Source organism: Cesiribacter sp. SM1 (assembly GCF_020178975.1).
Taxonomy (GTDB): domain Bacteria; phylum Bacteroidota; class Bacteroidia; order Cytophagales; family Cyclobacteriaceae; genus Cesiribacter.
The window spans coordinates 54,643-69,848 of sequence record NZ_JAHXBU010000092.1; the positions used below are offsets into that span (position 1 = coordinate 54,643).

The 15,206-nt window shown below is 46.5% G+C and carries 13 protein-coding genes; 9 read left to right on the top strand and 4 right to left on the bottom strand.

Features of this window, described 5'->3' with window-relative positions:
• The first annotated feature begins 2 nt into the window (after positions 1-2).
• A complete protein-coding gene (gene ureG / locus KWJ01_RS20035; protein WP_224998894.1) occupies positions 3-755 on the top strand; it encodes an urease accessory protein UreG in 753 nt (250 codons plus the stop codon).
• 34 nt (positions 756-789) lie between these two features.
• On the opposite strand, the gene KWJ01_RS20040 is transcribed toward ureG, so the two are convergent.
• Positions 790-1,647, bottom strand: a complete 858-nt coding sequence (locus tag KWJ01_RS20040) for an urease accessory protein UreD (protein ID WP_224998895.1) — start codon at positions 1,645-1,647, stop codon at positions 790-792.
• 127 nt (positions 1,648-1,774) lie between these two features.
• A complete protein-coding gene (locus tag KWJ01_RS20045) occupies positions 1,775-3,403 on the bottom strand; it encodes an OmpA family protein (RefSeq protein WP_224998896.1) in 1,629 nt (542 codons plus the stop codon).
• A gap of 175 nt (positions 3,404-3,578) precedes the next feature.
• On the opposite strand from KWJ01_RS20045, the gene KWJ01_RS20050 reads away from it, so the two are divergent.
• The 4 genes from KWJ01_RS20050 to KWJ01_RS20065 all read left to right on the top strand — a co-directional run bounded on the left by KWJ01_RS20050 (position 3,579) and on the right by KWJ01_RS20065 (position 6,790).
• On the top strand, positions 3,579-4,424 hold the full coding sequence (locus tag KWJ01_RS20050) for a MoxR family ATPase (protein ID WP_224998897.1): 846 nt from the start codon (positions 3,579-3,581) through the stop codon (positions 4,422-4,424).
• Positions 4,424-5,605 carry a VWA domain-containing protein gene (locus KWJ01_RS20055; RefSeq protein ID WP_224998898.1) on the top strand — a complete coding sequence of 394 codons (1,182 nt, stop codon included), beginning with the start codon at positions 4,424-4,426 and terminating at the stop codon, positions 5,603-5,605. The genes KWJ01_RS20050 and KWJ01_RS20055 overlap by 1 nt, the downstream gene beginning before the upstream one ends.
• A gap of 78 nt (positions 5,606-5,683) precedes the next feature.
• On the top strand, positions 5,684-6,079 hold the full coding sequence (locus tag KWJ01_RS20060; protein WP_224998899.1) for a co-chaperone GroES family protein: 396 nt from the start codon (positions 5,684-5,686) through the stop codon (positions 6,077-6,079).
• A 51-nt stretch (positions 6,080-6,130) separates the two neighbouring features.
• Entirely contained in the window at positions 6,131-6,790 is a 660-nt protein-coding gene (locus tag KWJ01_RS20065; protein WP_224998900.1) for a hypothetical protein, read from the top strand.
• A gap of 1 nt (position 6,791) precedes the next feature.
• On the opposite strand, the gene KWJ01_RS20070 is transcribed toward KWJ01_RS20065, so the two are convergent.
• A complete protein-coding gene (locus tag KWJ01_RS20070; protein WP_224998901.1) occupies positions 6,792-7,658 on the bottom strand; it encodes an SDR family oxidoreductase in 867 nt (288 codons plus the stop codon).
• A 186-nt stretch (positions 7,659-7,844) separates the two neighbouring features.
• Between KWJ01_RS20070 and KWJ01_RS20075 the strand changes: the two genes are divergently transcribed.
• Genes KWJ01_RS20075 through KWJ01_RS20090 form a run of 4 tightly spaced genes read left to right on the top strand, consistent with a single transcriptional unit; the run spans position 7,845 to position 11,909 of the window.
• Positions 7,845-8,549, top strand: coding sequence for a hypothetical protein (locus KWJ01_RS20075; protein WP_224998902.1), 705 nt, complete (start codon positions 7,845-7,847; stop codon positions 8,547-8,549).
• Positions 8,546-9,997 (top strand): RimK family protein, encoded by a 1,452-nt coding sequence (locus tag KWJ01_RS20080; protein ID WP_224998903.1) that lies wholly within the window; start codon positions 8,546-8,548, stop codon positions 9,995-9,997. Before KWJ01_RS20075 ends, KWJ01_RS20080 begins: the two co-directional genes overlap by 4 nt.
• A gap of 2 nt (positions 9,998-9,999) precedes the next feature.
• Positions 10,000-11,220 carry a glutamate-cysteine ligase family protein gene (locus tag KWJ01_RS20085; protein WP_224998904.1) on the top strand — a complete coding sequence of 407 codons (1,221 nt, stop codon included), beginning with the start codon at positions 10,000-10,002 and terminating at the stop codon, positions 11,218-11,220.
• Complete coding sequence (locus KWJ01_RS20090; protein WP_224998905.1) at positions 11,217-11,909, top strand: N-formylglutamate amidohydrolase; 693 nt, start codon at positions 11,217-11,219, stop codon at positions 11,907-11,909. The genes KWJ01_RS20085 and KWJ01_RS20090 overlap by 4 nt, the downstream gene beginning before the upstream one ends.
• Here the strand turns inward: KWJ01_RS20090 and KWJ01_RS20095 are convergent.
• The gene (locus KWJ01_RS20095; RefSeq protein WP_224998906.1) at positions 11,899-15,105 is read right to left on the bottom strand and encodes a sensor histidine kinase; all 3,207 of its coding nucleotides are present in this window, start codon (positions 15,103-15,105) and stop codon (positions 11,899-11,901) included. The genes KWJ01_RS20090 and KWJ01_RS20095 overlap by 11 nt on opposite strands.
• Positions 15,106-15,206 lie beyond the last annotated feature (101 nt).

Consider the following 15,206-nt stretch of genomic DNA (forward strand, 5'->3'; position numbering starts at 1 on the left):
ATATGCCTTTGATCGACAAGCTGGCCCTGCTGTTGCACGGCCATAGCCATGAGCAGTATGAATCTCCCGGCGACTATAACGAAAGGGAAACCCGTAAGCTGCCCTCTTACCGCAACTTCAGGAAGAGGGCCTTTACCGTTGGCATTGGCGGACCGGTTGGCACCGGTAAAACAGCACTACTGAAAGCCCTTTGCGAAAGAATGCGCAATGAACATCAGCTGGGGGTGGTAACCAATGATATCTTTACCCGTGAAGATGCAGAATTCCTGATCAGGAACAGCGCCCTTAGCGAAGACAGAATTGTTGGTGTTGAAACCGGTGGATGCCCGCATGCTGCCATTCGTGAAGATATTTCACTGAACATGAATGCCCTGGAAGAGCTGATGGTCCGCTTTGACTATAAGCTGGATTTCCTTTTTGTAGAGAGCGGGGGCGACAACCTGGCTGCACACTTCAGCAGGGAGCTGGTAGATTATTCCATCTATGTCATAGATGTATCTGGCGGCGATAAAATTCCTCGCAAAGGCGGGCCTGGCATCACCCAGTCAGACCTGCTGGTGATCAACAAAATAGACCTGAAGGACCTTGTGCGGGCTGATTTGGGTGTTATGGAGAGAGATGCAAGGAAAATGCGTGGCGATGGCCCTTTTCTTTTCGCTCGTGCCCTGGATGGTTACGGCCTGGATGAGATTATTGGCCACATTAAATCTGCCAGGGAAAAAGCCCTGATGTCGGTGCGCGAAAACAGAAGATAATATCGGCTTACGCAGCATACATCAGCTACTTAGACTAAAATTTTCTGCTGAAGGGATTATAACCCAGGATGCTTTCTGCAGCCAGCAGGTTCATCATGGCCTCTATAACAGGCTGCATGGCGGTACGGCTTTTTGCACCTGCTCTTAATACATACACGCCCTCCCGGGCTTTTGTAAAAGAGAGCAGGTAATCTTTTTGTGCCAGATCTGCACCCAGGCCGGGTTGTTCTTTTTCTTTTAATCTATTCAAGCCTGCTGATAACTGTTCGAACCGCATATCGGCAGTGCTGCCTACCAGGTATGCGGAAAGCACTGTTTGATATCGTCCAAAATTGGCAGGAGCCCCTGCTATATGCTCTTCGGGGCTGAAAGCAAACCGATCCAGCAACACAAGTTTCTCCCCCTGCCTGACCTCCATTTCTGACAGATAGCTGCTAAATTTGTATTGCTCCCCCACATCGGCACGACCAGAGCTAAGCCAGTCAACTACAAACAAAAGGGCATCAGGCGCAATATGCCAACGCTGGTATTGCCTGTAGCGGCTCTTTTCCTGCAGTACCACCGGATCAGAAAAAACTACGGCTACACCTTTTTCTTCCAGGCTACCATCAATCTCCTGTGTGGCAACTGCACCATTCAGCGATTTAAATATCCTTGAATTTGCCTGTGTGGTCATCACAAAGTGTGTATTGGCACCGCAGCTGAGCTTCAGTTTAATGGCATCTCCTGCCACCATGCCTCCACCATAATTCGACAGAACAACATGGCAGCATGTTGAATGGCTTTCAGGATTGAGAATTTTCAAAGGCTGCAGGCTTTTGCTGCTTACCAGTACAGTTCTGTTCTGCACGCTTTCGGCCTCGATAATACTCCAGTCAGCTTCCTGAATCATATAATCTATGGTATTGCTATACTTTACTTTGTTCAATGATTTGTATGCGGTCCCTAAAGAAAAGCAAAAGCCACAGAAAAATCTGCGGCTTTTGCTGATATTAAGGCTGCTGATGCAGAAAGCTGTTCTATTCTTTCAGGATTGTGAACTCTACCCGCCTGTTCAGCTGACGGCTTTCTGGATTTGCGTTGCTGGCAATTGGTCTGGTGCCTCCATAACCTTTACCCTGGATGCGTTTTGCATCAATGCCGCGGCTTACCAGGTAGCTTTTTACAGCATCTACCCGCTCCTGCGAGAGCCTGATATTAGCCCTGCTGCTCCCCTGGTTATCGGTATGGCCGGTTAGCATAATTTCCATGCTGGGGTTTTCTCTTAGCATTTGTACTACCTTATCGAGCGAAGCTGCACTTTCTTCTACAAGTACGGCAGTGCTCTGCTGGAACATTACGTTATCCATGCGAACGGTAGTACCAACGGCAAGTGGCCTTAACTTAATGTTCAGCTGATTGCTGTTGGCACTAAGGTTTACCACTGTATCAACCGTGAGATAGCCCTTTGCCTTTGCCTGAATGGCATACTCTCCTGAAGCAGGCAGTGCCATATAATAGGTGCTGGCAGCAGACACAGAATCAAGGAAATTATCCCTGCTCACAATAAGCCTTGCAAATGGTGTTTTGCCATCTGCACCACTTACCTGTCCATTTAAAGTGACTTTTACTTCTGGCTGCTGCTCTTCCATCAGTTCGGTAACTTCATTATTGATCTCGGCAGCAGTTGCTGGCTGGGGCTGCAATGGAACTGTAGCTGTTACTACCTCAGGGGTGGTTTCGAGCGCTGGTGGTGTTGGCGGCTCAGGCTTCCTGATGCGGCGCACATCTCCGAAACCCTCGCTGTTCTGGGTAGAGGTATAATATGACCATTGGCCTGCGTCAGGCTCGTAGTAATACATTTCAGATCCGGGTGTATTGATGCTGCTTACATTCTGCGGTTTGCTCCAGCGTTTCCAGCTGTTGTCAAGGCGGGTGCTCACCCATATATCCATACTGCCCTTACCTCCTGTACGGTTACTGGTAAAGTATAAAGTACGTCCGTCTGCAGACAGAAAAGCACTCATCTCCTGCATAGCTGTATTAATTTCCGGCCCCAGGTTTTGAGGCTCTCCCCAGTTTCCATCGGAGCCACGGAAACTCACATAAAGATCTTCCAGACCGTAGGTGCTGTAAGACTCCATCGAGATGAGCATAGTTTCGCCATCCGGAGAGATGCTGATATCCTGGTGCTTTGCCTTGTTCAGGAAGTATTTTACAGTAACAGTCCTGGCAGTACCGCTGCCATCGGCATTCATCAGATACAATCCGGCATCTCCCTTATGAGCACTTTCGGTATTGTTTCGCATCAGGTAGAGCTGGTTGCTATTCCCGGCAAAGCCAACTACCAAATCGGCCTGTGATGAATTTAGCAGGGAGGAAAGCCGCTGTACATTACCAAACATATCATCGGCCGTGGCCGTGGCTACCCATGCATCGGCCCTGTCTTTACGCCCGCCTGCACTGGTGGGGTGATTGCTTCTGCCAAAATATAAACGGCTTCCATCAGGAGAAACCACCGGCTTCAATTCATTATACTTAGTATTAAGGCTGGTATCTGCAGAAAGCACCGGAGCTTTTTTACTTTGTGCCGGTGCACTCGTAGCCACCATTCCCACTGCCAGTGCAGCTAACCAGAATTTAGTATGTTTTGCTTTAAACAGCTTCATTTCATGTAAGATTGAACCCAAAAATAAACATATCCGGCATATCACGCCTTATTTTCCTTTATTAATGATTAAGGTGCCGGAATATTGTGAGGGGTGCAAAATCTGTTCCAGATAAAAAGTCTTTGCTTACTGATGGCTGATTCCCGAACTTTGGTTATTCACTATCAGCACATTCATGAAGTTTACCGGAACAAAATCATATATAGCAGGGCGCGATCTGCAGGTAGCGGTAGAGGCAGCCATTACCCTGCAAAAACCTTTACTGATAAAAGGGGAACCAGGCACCGGCAAAACACAGCTGGCTTATGAGATAGCAGCCGCGCTTGGCAAAAAACTTATCACCTGGAACATTAAATCTACCACCTCTGCGCAGCAGGGCCTTTATGAATATGATGCGATCAGCCGCCTGCGCGATGCGCAGCTGAACAGTGAGCGGGTGAGCGATATACGCCACTACATCCGTAAGGGTAAACTGTGGGAGGCATTTGTGGCAGATGATGCACCGGTGCTGCTCATCGACGAGATAGATAAAGCTGATCTTGAATTTCCCAACGATTTGCTGCAGGAGCTCGATAAAATGGAGTTTTACTGCTATGAGCTTGACGAAACCATTTGTGCCAGGCAAAGACCCATTGTAATCATTACTTCGAACAATGAAAAAGAGCTGCCGGACGCTTTCCTGCGCCGTTGCTTTTTCCATTATATCAGCTTTCCCGATGCTGATACCCTGCGCAAAATAGTGGAGGTACATTATCCTGCACAGGAGGAGCAGCTGATCAGCAAAGCCATTGCATTATTTATGGAGGTAAGGGAAAAGCGCCAGCTGAAAAAGCGCCCCTCAACCAGCGAGCTGATTGATTGGATAAAGCTGTTACTGGCCGGCAGCATTGGCACTGCAGAGCTGGAGCGTATAGATCTTCAGGAGCAGCTGCCTCCTTTTGCCGGTGCCCTGTTGAAAAATGAGCAGGATCTGCAGGCAATTCTTTTTGGTTCACGCCACCGTAACAGCTACTACTCCTGATGTTCATACAGTTTTTACTGGCCTTGAAGGAAGCCGGCCTGCCTGTTGGAACCAGGGAGTTGCTACACCTGCAGGATGCCCTGCAGCAGGGTGTGGTGCAGCATAGCACCAACGACTTCTATTTCCTGTGCCGCTGCCTGTTTGTAAAGCGGGAGCAGGAGCTTGATAAATTTGACCGCAGCTTTTCTGCTGCCTTTGGTAACTTAGCCTCCCTCCCCTTCGATCCTGTAGCCGCCATACCTCATGACTGGCTCCGAAAAAATCGGGAACTGTTAGTGGCACCCGATGAGGAAAGCAGCCAGTACCGGCAGGACTTGCTGGAGCAGCTTCAGGAGCGTTTTCAGGAATTGCTGAATGAGCAGAATGAAAGGCATGAAGGAGGCAACAAATGGATTGGTACCGGCGGCAAATCTGCATTTGGTGCCTGGGGCTATCACCAGCAGGGTTATCGCATAGGACAAACCGAAGGCCGGCATGGAAAGGCTGTAAAGGTGTGGGACCAGCGCCAGTTCAAGGCACTGGATGATAATCTTCAGCTTGATACCAGGCAGTTTCAGATGGCACTGCGCAGGTTAAGACTGCTAAGCCGTGAGGGAGCCCCGGATGTTTTTAGCATAGACGAAACTGTACGGCAGACGTGCCATAACGCAGGATTACTTAAAGAGGTGTACAGACCGGAACGAAGCAATGGCATAAGGCTGCTACTGCTGCTGGATGTAGGCGGCTCCATGGATGAATATGTATACCTCTGTGAACAGCTTTTTTCCGCTGCTAAACATGAATTTCAGCACCTGGAGTATTTTTATTTCCATAACTGCCTCTACGAAAAGATCTGGAAAGATCCCAGGCGACGACGTTATGACTACATCAGTACCCAAAGCTTATTCCATACCTACTCCCCTGCCTACCGGGTAATAGTTGTTGGTGATGCCAGTATGTCGCCTTACGAGCTATATTATAAAGGTGGCAGTGTAGAACATGCAAACGAGGAACCGGGTGCTGTATGGTTGCAGCGGCTACGGGAGCATTTTTCGCATACGGTATGGCTGAACCCGGTGCAGGAAAGAGAATGGTCGTATACAGAAACGATTGGAGAAATCAGCAAACTTTTTGAAGGGCATATGCACCCACTCACACTTAAAGGGCTGGAGGCAGCTGTTAAAGTGTTAAAGCAAAGATAACAGGCCCGTAAAATTGCCCAGTGAGCAAATGATGCAAATGAACAATTTAGTAAATTTGCACCCTTAACCGGAGTAAAGATGAAGTCGCATACCATGCTGACACCTGAAAACAAGCTGAAGAAGATTATCATTATAGGTGACAGGGTGCTGATACGCCCAAAGAAGGATAATGAACGTACAGAAAGTGGACTGTACCTGCCTCCAGGAGTGCAGGAGAAAGAGGTGGTTCGTACTGGTTGGGTTATGAAAACTGGTCCCGGATATGCCATTCCCTTTCCTGCCGACGGAGAAGACGAGCCCTGGAAAGAACCAGAAGAAAAAGTAAGCTATATACCCCTGCAGGCCCGTGTTGGCGACCTGGCCGTGTACCTGCAAAAAGGCAGTTATGAGGTGCTGATCAATGGCGAAAAGTACTTTATTGTGCCTCAGGCAAACATACTAATGCTGGAGCGCGAGGAAGATTTGTTTGATTAAATAGGTGCCCGGCACATCCAAAGCTGCTGTTTTAGCGTAAAGCTCAGTACTATGCTACTCCGCTATGCTAAAATAGCCCCTCTTACGATGGTTTTGATGTTGCTGGGGCTTTCTTCCTGTCTTTATACCGTTGAAGAAACGGCTTCATTCGACCTGCAGAACAATGGAGACACTGTTCAAGGTCCAGATTCAGGTATGCCTGCACCCGATTCAGATCCTTTTGTGGCACTGGTCGGCCAGCTGAACCACATAGGCTATTATCAGCAAAAGCAGGATTGTTCCTATCCTATCGAAAATGGCTTTTACTGCCTTATTCCACCAGTGGAAAACGCCATAAGCAAAAGAATTGAAGCTGTTAACAGTGATTTAGATTCCGGCAGCTCCTCTCTGGCTCCTGAACAGGAAATTACTGTTGTAAATATGGAGGGGCTCCTGGAAATTAAATCATGTTTTCTTCTGGCAGATTATGAAGTGGCAGCAAACACCTACCCCCGCGCAACCGTGGAGGAATGGACATTTGATGAGGAGCTTTCTGCAGAAAAGGTAGCCGAACAATTAAGCAGCTTAACTGAAGAAGAGTGGTACTACCTCTCTGAATCGAAGATCAGCTGGTGGAGAAAAAACCATAAACTCTATTTCATTTTCCCGGCAGGAAATCTGATGCTATCGGAAATAGCAAAGCTGCAGGAGAAAATGCAGGAGATTATGTAGTTTACAAAAATACCCGGGCATGGTCCTGGGTGAATTGCTTTAGCGTAATGGGCTTTCGGCCGGTAATTGACTCTACATCCTGTGTTATGTCGCTTCCCATGCTTTGTGCGTAGATCAGGTTTAGCTGCGACAGATCCTTTGCCAGCCAATCGGGCACACCTGCATGTAGAAGAGTTTCATAACTTTGCGCCGGGTCTACGGTAATCAGCTTAATATCACGATCAAGGGCCAGTTCAAGGGCATCTGCTACATCTTTCATACTCACTGCTTCAGAACCGGTAAGCACATAGGTTTTGCCAGCATGCCCCTCTTCCGTAAGTATTTTTGCTGAAACCGCTGCCACATCCCTGGCATCTATCGGAGCATAGCGTCCATCTTTGGTGAAGGAGTACAGCACACCGAAAGTTCGCACCTGGTTTACATAATTTAGCCAGTTTTGCATAATTGTATGTGGGTGCAGAAACGTCCATGAAAGGCCGCTGTTACGTATGTGTTCTTCGGTTTTGGCATGCATGCGCCCCAGCTGCAGGGGAGAGTCGGGATAAGTGCCCAGTGCAGATACCTTTACAATATGCTTAACGCCTGCCTGAATAGCGGCGTCTATGGCATTGCGCTGTAGTTCTACCTGCTGTTCTGAGGGTGTGCTTAGCAGGAATACTTTTTCCACACCCAGCATGGCTCTTTTCAGTGAATCAACATCACTCAAATCGCCCATGGCAACATTATAGCCCTTTTTTTGCAGCAGTAGGGCTTTTTCACTACTTCGAACCAATGCCCGAAAGCCTGCATTACGCTTCTGCAGCTCTTCCAGCAGGTGCCTACCTATGGTGCCTGTAGCACCAATTACCAGGATGTTAACGATAGTCATAAAAATTCAGTAAAGGTGAAAAAGGAATGATGTGCGTACACTAAGGAAAATTTAAAAAAAATTCCTGATTAATCACCTCATCAAAACACATATTATGTAATATGCAAGTGATCTGATTTACAGCTGTTGTTAAAAACAATTGCACCGTTCATATCTGTTATCTACAAAAAAGCGTAGACATTGAGGTTGAAAAAATTATCAATACTTGCCCAGCCTGATGATTCCACCTGCGGGCCAACCAGTTTACATGCTGTTTATAATTATTTTAAGTATGATTTAGGGCTGGATGAGGTAATCCGAAGCGTGAACTACCTTGAAGGAGGCGGTACACTTGCAGTTTTTCTCGGGCTTGATGCGCTAAGTAAAGGCTTTAGTGCCCGAATGCACACCTCTAACCTTACCATGTTCGACCCCAGCTGGCGGGAGCTGCCGAAGGAGGAGCTGCTGAAAAAGCTGGATGCCCAGCTGAAATACAAAAAAGGCAGGAAGTTTACGCTGGCAACTGCAGCTTACAAGCAGTTTTTGCTCAAGGGTGGCGAAATACATCTAGATATGCTCGATGAGTCGTTATTGAGGAGCTATCTTTCTAAAAACATTCCCATACTGGCCGGGCTTAGTGCTACCTACCTGTACCAGACTAAACGTGAATATGCCGACGAACAGGATCGGTCTATTTTTGATGATCTTAAAGGAGAACCAATGGGCCATTTTGTTGTTCTCACCAAGCTGGAGGGAGAATACCTGTGGGTGGCCGATCCATACAAAGAGAATCCCATATCCAGCACCAACTATTATAAAATCGAAACAAATCGGGTAATCAATGCCATTCACCTGGGTATTCTTACGTACGATGCCAATATCCTGATTGTATCGCCGAAGAATCTGATATGAAGAAAATAATTGTTACGAATACGCCAAACCTCTTTCAGATGGATCTGAATGAGATTGAAGTACTTACACCAAAAGCATACCTTACACAAGCTGAACTCAGTAAGCTGCAAAACACCAGGGTTTTTAACCTTTGCAACGACTATCGATACCAGTCTAAGGGTTACTATGTTTCCCTGCTTGCCGAAGCCAGGGGCCACAAACCCATACCAAGTGTAAAAAGCATACAGGACCTGAAGGCCCCTGCTTTAGTAAGAATTGTATCTGAAGAGCTGGATGATATTATCCAAAAGACGCTGAAGAACCTGAAATCAGAGGAGTTTACGCTGAGCATCTATTTCGGCCACAATGTTGCCAAGCAGTATGAAAAACTCTGTAGGGAGCTGCACCGCCAGTTTCAGGCACCCTTTTTAAGAGCCCGCTTTACCTATAATAAAAAGTGGCTGCTGCAAAGCATCAAGCCTATTTCTCTATCTGAAATACCGGAGGATCACCTGCCTTACGTGCAGGAGTTTGCTAAAAATTACTTTAGCAAAAAGCGTTATGAGAGCGTACGTAATACCCGCTACCTCTACGACCTGGCTATTCTGCACAATCCTGCAGAGCACTCGCCGCCATCAGATAAAAGGGCGCTGCAAAAGTTTGTGGAAGCTGCCGAAAAGAATGGTTTTTATGCAGAACTGATCACAAAGGAAGACTACGACCGGCTTGCCGAATTCGATGCCCTGTTCATCAGGGAAACCACTACAGTTAACCACCACACCTATCGCTTTGCCAGCCGCGCACAAACAGAAGGGCTGGTGGTGATGGATGATCCCAACTCAATTTTAAAATGCACCAATAAGGTGTACCTGGCAGAGTTGATGGAGCTAAATAAAATACCTACGCCCAAAACCCTGGTGGTACACGGCGAAAATAAGAAGGAGGTTGGTAAGAAGTTAGGTTTTCCCTGTGTACTCAAGTTGCCGGATTCTTCCTTTTCCCAGGGTGTAACAAAGGCAAAAGATGAGAAAGAGCTAAGCCAGCAGCTTAATAATATGCTTAACCAGTCGGAGCTGGTAATTGCGCAGGAGTTTTTACCAACAGATTTCGACTGGCGCGTTGGTGTGCTGGACGAGCAGGTATTGTACACCTGTAAGTACTACATGGCTAAAGGCCACTGGCAGATCTATAACTGGGAGGATAAAAAGGAAACCACAGGCAGGTATGAAACCCTCCATCCTTCTAAAGTGCCGCAACAGGTAATTGATGTGGCGCTTAAGGCTACCAAACTTATTGGTAACGGCCTGTATGGAGTAGATATAAAGGAATCTGGCGGAAAGGTTTATGTGATCGAAATCAATGACAACCCTAACCTTGATTCTGGTGTGGAAGATAAAGTACTGAAGGATGAGCTTTACGACCGCATCATGAAATCTTTTAAGAAACGAATCGAAAAGTTGCTCTCTTAACAATGGCTTACTCTCTGTTTGAAGTCTATGGTGTGGAAATGGAATACATGATTGTAGACCAAGCTACACTTTCGGTAAAAGCAGTGGCCGATGAGCTGCTTAGGAAAATGGCAGGCCAGTGGGTTGGTGACTACGAAAATGGCACCATCGACTGGTCTAACGAGCTGGTGAACCACGTGCTGGAAATTAAAACTCACAAGCCTGAAGCTTCCTTAAGTGGCCTTGATAATCACTTTCATACAAATATACAGGAGATAAACAGGCAACTGGAGAGTTTAGGTGCCATGCTCCTGCCCACCGGGGCACACCCGCTCATGGATCCCTTTACTGAAACACGGCTGTGGGAGCATGAGGCAAGCGAGATTTATAACCTGTACAATCGCATATTTGATTGCCGTGGGCATGGCTGGTCTAACCTGCAAAGCACACACATAAACCTGCCCTTTTCAGGTGATGAAGAGTTTAAAAAGCTGCATGCGGCTATCAGGCTGCTGCTGCCCATTATTCCTGCCCTTAGCGCCAGCACTCCTATTTTAGACGGTAAGTTTAGTGGCTACCTCGATACCAGGCTGGAGACCTACCGGCACAATCAGAAGAAAATTCCTGTAATTGCAGGCAAAGTAATTCCAGAGCGTGTTTTTTCTAAACAGGCTTATTATGAGCAGATCTTCAATCCAATCAGCAAAGCCATAGCGCCCTACGATACTGAAGGGGTATTAGACAAACATTTCCTTAACTCCCGCGGGGCAATTGCCCGCTTCGATCGGGGTGCCATCGAAATCAGGATCATAGACATACAGGAGTGCCCATTGGCAGATATTGCTATACTGTCAATCATCTGCGAATGCATAAAGGCCCTGGTGAACCAGCAGTGGGCTTCAATTGATGAACAAACAGCCTGGAGTGAAGATAGCCTTGCTGCCATTTTTCTGGAAGTAATCAGGAGTGGCGAAAATACTGTGATCAGTAACCAGCAGTACCTGCAACTTTTTGGCTTACAACAAACTTCTGCTCAGGCCAGGGAGCTTTGGCAACACCTGCTCGAAAAAGTTTCATCAGGCCTGGAGGCACCATACATAGCTGTTGTTGAAAAGCTTTTAAAGCAGGGCTCGCTGAGCTCGCGTATACTCTCCTCCCTGAACAAGGATTACAGGCCAGAAGCCATCCGGGAGGTATACAGGCAGTTAAGCCTTTGTCTGCAAAACAACCAGCTTTTTATATGAGTGTGCGTTGGGTAATTACCTGCGAACATGGTGGCAACGCTATTCCTGGTGCTTTTGCATCAATATTTTACGATGCAGAAGCACAACATGCCCTCAACTCCCACAGAGGCTGGGACCCCGGTGCACTGGAGCTGTTCAAAATCCTGGAGCCGTTGGCAGACTATTCCAATGCTGTTACTGTAAGCAGGTTACTGGTAGAGCTGAACCGGTCGCTGCATCATCCCAAGCTGTTCTCGAAATTTACAAAAGGGTTACAGGAACAGGAGCGTGCATTGATTATCGATAAATACTATACTCCCTACCGCAAAAATGTAGAAGCTGCTATCAAGCAATTTATAGGAGACGGGCATCAGGTCTATCACCTAAGCATACACAGCTTTACACCTGTACTGGAGGGCCAAGTTCGCAATGCTGATATAGGCTTACTCTACGACCCCTCCCGCCTGCAGGAAAGGGAATTGTGCAACCACTGGAAAAATATATTTCTTAGGCTTATCCCGGAGGTAAGAATTCGTTTTAACTACCCGTATAAGGGTACTGCAGATGGTTTTACAACTTACCTGCGTAAACAGTTTCCCGCTGACTATGCCGGCATAGAGTTTGAGCTAAACCAGGAATGGGCAAACGATCAGCAGGCTTACAACATTATTTACAGCTCAGTGAAAGAATTAAAGCAGCTTAATGAATAAGTGCAGGCTGCTTCATCTGACCAGTATTTGTGTGCGAGCTTCCTTTTTCGGGCAGAGTGAAGATAAACCTGCTGCCCATACCCTGCCTGCTTTCTGCCCATATCCTTCCGCCGCAGGCCTCTATAAATTCATGGCATAGCGCTAATCCCAGGCCGGAGCCCTTTTCATTAGAAGTACCCCTTTCCGGTGAATCCTGGAAAGTAACAAACAGCTTATCGAGCTTAGCTTTATTCATACCTATGCCGTTGTCGCTTACTTCTATCTGGTAATAGCCCCGTGCAAACCTGGCTGAAACAGTGATAGTACCACTGTTATTTGTGAATTTAACAGCATTTCCAATCAGGTTGCGCATAACCAGGTGCAGTATATCTGCATCTGCTACAATAATTGTATCAGGAAGTACCTTATTTTCAATGGTGATATTCTTGAAATTAGCCTGCGACCGGTACAGGATCAAAATTTCTTCAATGGTTTGGTAGAGGCTAATGGCAACAGGCTTAACCTCCAGTCCTTTCAGCTGGTTTCGGGTCCACAAAAGCACATTATCCAGCATGTGTACCTGCCACTTTACCTGCTGATTCAGCTCTTTTGAAAAATGCTGAAACTCCTGCTGGTCTATTTGTCTTTCGCGTAAGAGGGCAAGCAAACCCGAGATAGAGCTAAAGGGTTGCCTTAGGTCATGAGATAGTACAGAAAGCAATTTATCCTTTAGTTGGTTTAACCTGCTTAATTCCTCTTTTTGATGCTCAATTGATTCTTTTTGTGCGGTAATGTCATTGGTGCGTTCATTGATCAGGCTTTCCAGCTTTAGATTTTCCAGACGTAGCTGGCGTGTTCGCCAGAAGTAGAGCACTACCAGCAGCAACACAACCAGGCAGAGCATGGCCACTTTAAACCAGGGGTTTTCATAATAGTACGCTTCCTGTATTATTTTAAAAGCAGCCTCCTCCTTACTCCAGATACCATCTTCATTGGTTGCCCGCACTTTAAAGGTATAATCACCGGCTGGCAGGTTTGTATAATAGGCTACCCTTCTGTTTCCGGCTTCCTGCCATTCTTTATCAAAACCATCCAGCATATAGTAAAAGCTGGTTGCTTTAGGTGCGTAATAGTTGAAACCGGTATACTGAATTTCGTATTGTTTGGTGCCCGCAGCAAAGCGTACTTCACTGGCAAGGGGGTATTCATATTTATCACCGGTAACCCTTTCTATTTTAACCAGTGGACTGGTAGGGTTAGTACTGATCAGTTTTGGGTTAATAGCACTTACTCCATTTAGGGTAGCAAACCAGAATAACCCATCGGAAGACAGGCAGCTTCTGGAAACAGCAGCTATTTCACTGCTGCGCATGCCGTCGGCTGTGGTAAACTGTTTATAATTCCGGAACTGTGCATTTTTATTATCTGTCACAGATAATATTTCACTTCTTTTTACCACAAAAACACCCCTGTTTGTTGTTAGCCACAAATTATCCTGCTCATCATTTAGGATCTGGAAAATGGTATTGACAAACAGGCCCTGCTTTTCATTGATGTTGTGCCAGCTGTTGTTTTTGTATATGTGCAAACCATCGTTGCTGCCCACCCATATAATGCCCTCTTTGTCTTCCCAAACATCAAACAGCACATTGCTTGTTAATCCCTGTTCATAGCTGTGCTGGCTGAACGAAGTGCCATCGTAGTAATACAGGCCTTTACCGTTGGTAGCTACCCATAAATTACCTTTGGAATCAACAAAGAGAGAGAGAATAAATATACCATACAATTCATCCACCACCCTTACTTCTTCAGGTCTTTCCGGATTACTCACAAACAGGCCATTGCGGGTGCCAATCCAAAGCCTTCCCTCTTTGTCTTCTACTATTCTGCGTATTTTATCAGACGACAGGCCAGAACCTCTTTTAAAGGCCCGTTCAAATTTGTTTCCCTTTAGCCTGAATATTCCATCATTAGTACCCACCCACAGTACGCCTCTGGAATCCCTGAATATTTCCCGCACCCTGTTTGCTGCAGAATTATTATCCAGCCTGTAAACCTGTTCCACACCTTGTTTGAGGAAAGCCACTCCATCATTTGTGCCTACCCAAACGGCATCCTCTTCCGACCACACTACATTTACAACCTCATTGGGTAAGCCCTCTGCACGGGAGTAATTATTGAATTTACCATCTCTTAGGCGCAGCAAGCCTTTGTAATAGGAGCCTATCCACAGGCTGCCTTCGCCATCGGAGTATAACTGCTGTAACTCGTTTGAGCCGCCTTCAGTATCTGTCAGTAACCATTCAAAAGTATTTTTTTTATACCGCAACAGGCCTTCATTGGTCGTGAACCAAAGTGTACCGTAGGCATCCTGATGAATATCATTGATAAAAGCTGCGAACGTTTTACCAAATACAGGTACCTCGCGTATGCGGCCATGCTCCATGATATTGATGCCCTCTTCGGTACCAATCCACAAACGTCCTTTCTGGTCTTCAAAAATAGATCTGATGGAGTTGTTTGTCAGGCCATGGATGTTGGTGTAGTGCCGTAGCAAACCATTATGTAACTCCCAGAGTCCATCTCCCACCGTACCTATCCATAAGCTTCCTTTTGCATCATGGTAAAGGCTAAAAATATGCAGGTTATGCAGCCTGTTCAGCTCGGGGTACGCTACAAATACATCATCCCTGATCAGGCCCAATCCACCGCGCGTTCCCACCCAGATTTGCCCCTGCTCGTCCTCGGCAAAAGCTGTCACCGACTGGTTCGGAGAAAATTCATTCTCCTGGATAACAGTAAAAACCTCATCTCTCATTTTTACTACCCCACCCCCGTTGGTTGCAATCCAGAGGTTGCCTTTTACGTCTTCGTGTAAGTCGAAAAGGCTGTTGGTAGGTATCTGTGGGTAAAAGCGCTGAGTATAGTTTTTGAACTTGTAGCCATCGAAGCGCGATAAGCCATCGTAGGTTGCAAGCCAGAAGTAACCACTTTTTGATTTCAGGTGCGCCATCACAGAGTTACTTGGCAGGCCGTCTTCCATCTGCCAGTTGTCCAGTGTAAACTGGCTCAAAGCCTTGGCTGTATCCAGCGCCTGAACTTGTGGTGCCTGGTTGGCTACCAGGGTAAAAGGCAGGATAAGGAATAGTAACCAAATTTGGATAAAACACAGAAATGAAAAGTTTGCAAAGTATGCTTTCTGTAGATTTGCACTCATGTAGCAGGGATATCACTTACTAGTTTAAGTGAATTGAGGCAAAATATAAAACATAATTCTTCAATTTATGTTGCGTATTTCACAATGTGGGCAATTTAACA

Bases quoted from the DNA above. Each gene is read 5' to 3' on its own strand.
- KWJ01_RS20095 (WP_224998906.1), bottom strand. From the start codon at position 15,105: ATGAGTGCAAATCTACAGAAAGCATACTTTGCAAACTTTTCATTTCTG.
- KWJ01_RS20085 (WP_224998904.1), top strand. From the start codon at position 10,000: ATGGCTTACTCTCTGTTTGAAGTCTATGGTGTGGAAATGGAATACATG.
- KWJ01_RS20060 (WP_224998899.1), top strand. From the start codon at position 5,684: ATGAAGTCGCATACCATGCTGACACCTGAAAACAAGCTGAAGAAGATT.
- KWJ01_RS20040 (WP_224998895.1), bottom strand. From the start codon at position 1,647: ATGATTCAGGAAGCTGACTGGAGTATTATCGAGGCCGAAAGCGTGCAG.
- KWJ01_RS20050 (WP_224998897.1), top strand. From the start codon at position 3,579: ATGAAGTTTACCGGAACAAAATCATATATAGCAGGGCGCGATCTGCAG.
- KWJ01_RS20080 (WP_224998903.1), top strand. From the start codon at position 8,546: ATGAAGAAAATAATTGTTACGAATACGCCAAACCTCTTTCAGATGGAT.
- KWJ01_RS20070 (WP_224998901.1), bottom strand. From the start codon at position 7,658: ATGACTATCGTTAACATCCTGGTAATTGGTGCTACAGGCACCATAGGT.
- KWJ01_RS20090 (WP_224998905.1), top strand. From the start codon at position 11,217: ATGAGTGTGCGTTGGGTAATTACCTGCGAACATGGTGGCAACGCTATT.
- KWJ01_RS20055 (WP_224998898.1), top strand. From the start codon at position 4,424: ATGTTCATACAGTTTTTACTGGCCTTGAAGGAAGCCGGCCTGCCTGTT.
- KWJ01_RS20045 (WP_224998896.1), bottom strand. From the start codon at position 3,403: ATGAAGCTGTTTAAAGCAAAACATACTAAATTCTGGTTAGCTGCACTG.
- ureG (WP_224998894.1), top strand. From the start codon at position 3: ATGCCTTTGATCGACAAGCTGGCCCTGCTGTTGCACGGCCATAGCCAT.
- KWJ01_RS20065 (WP_224998900.1), top strand. From the start codon at position 6,131: ATGCTACTCCGCTATGCTAAAATAGCCCCTCTTACGATGGTTTTGATG.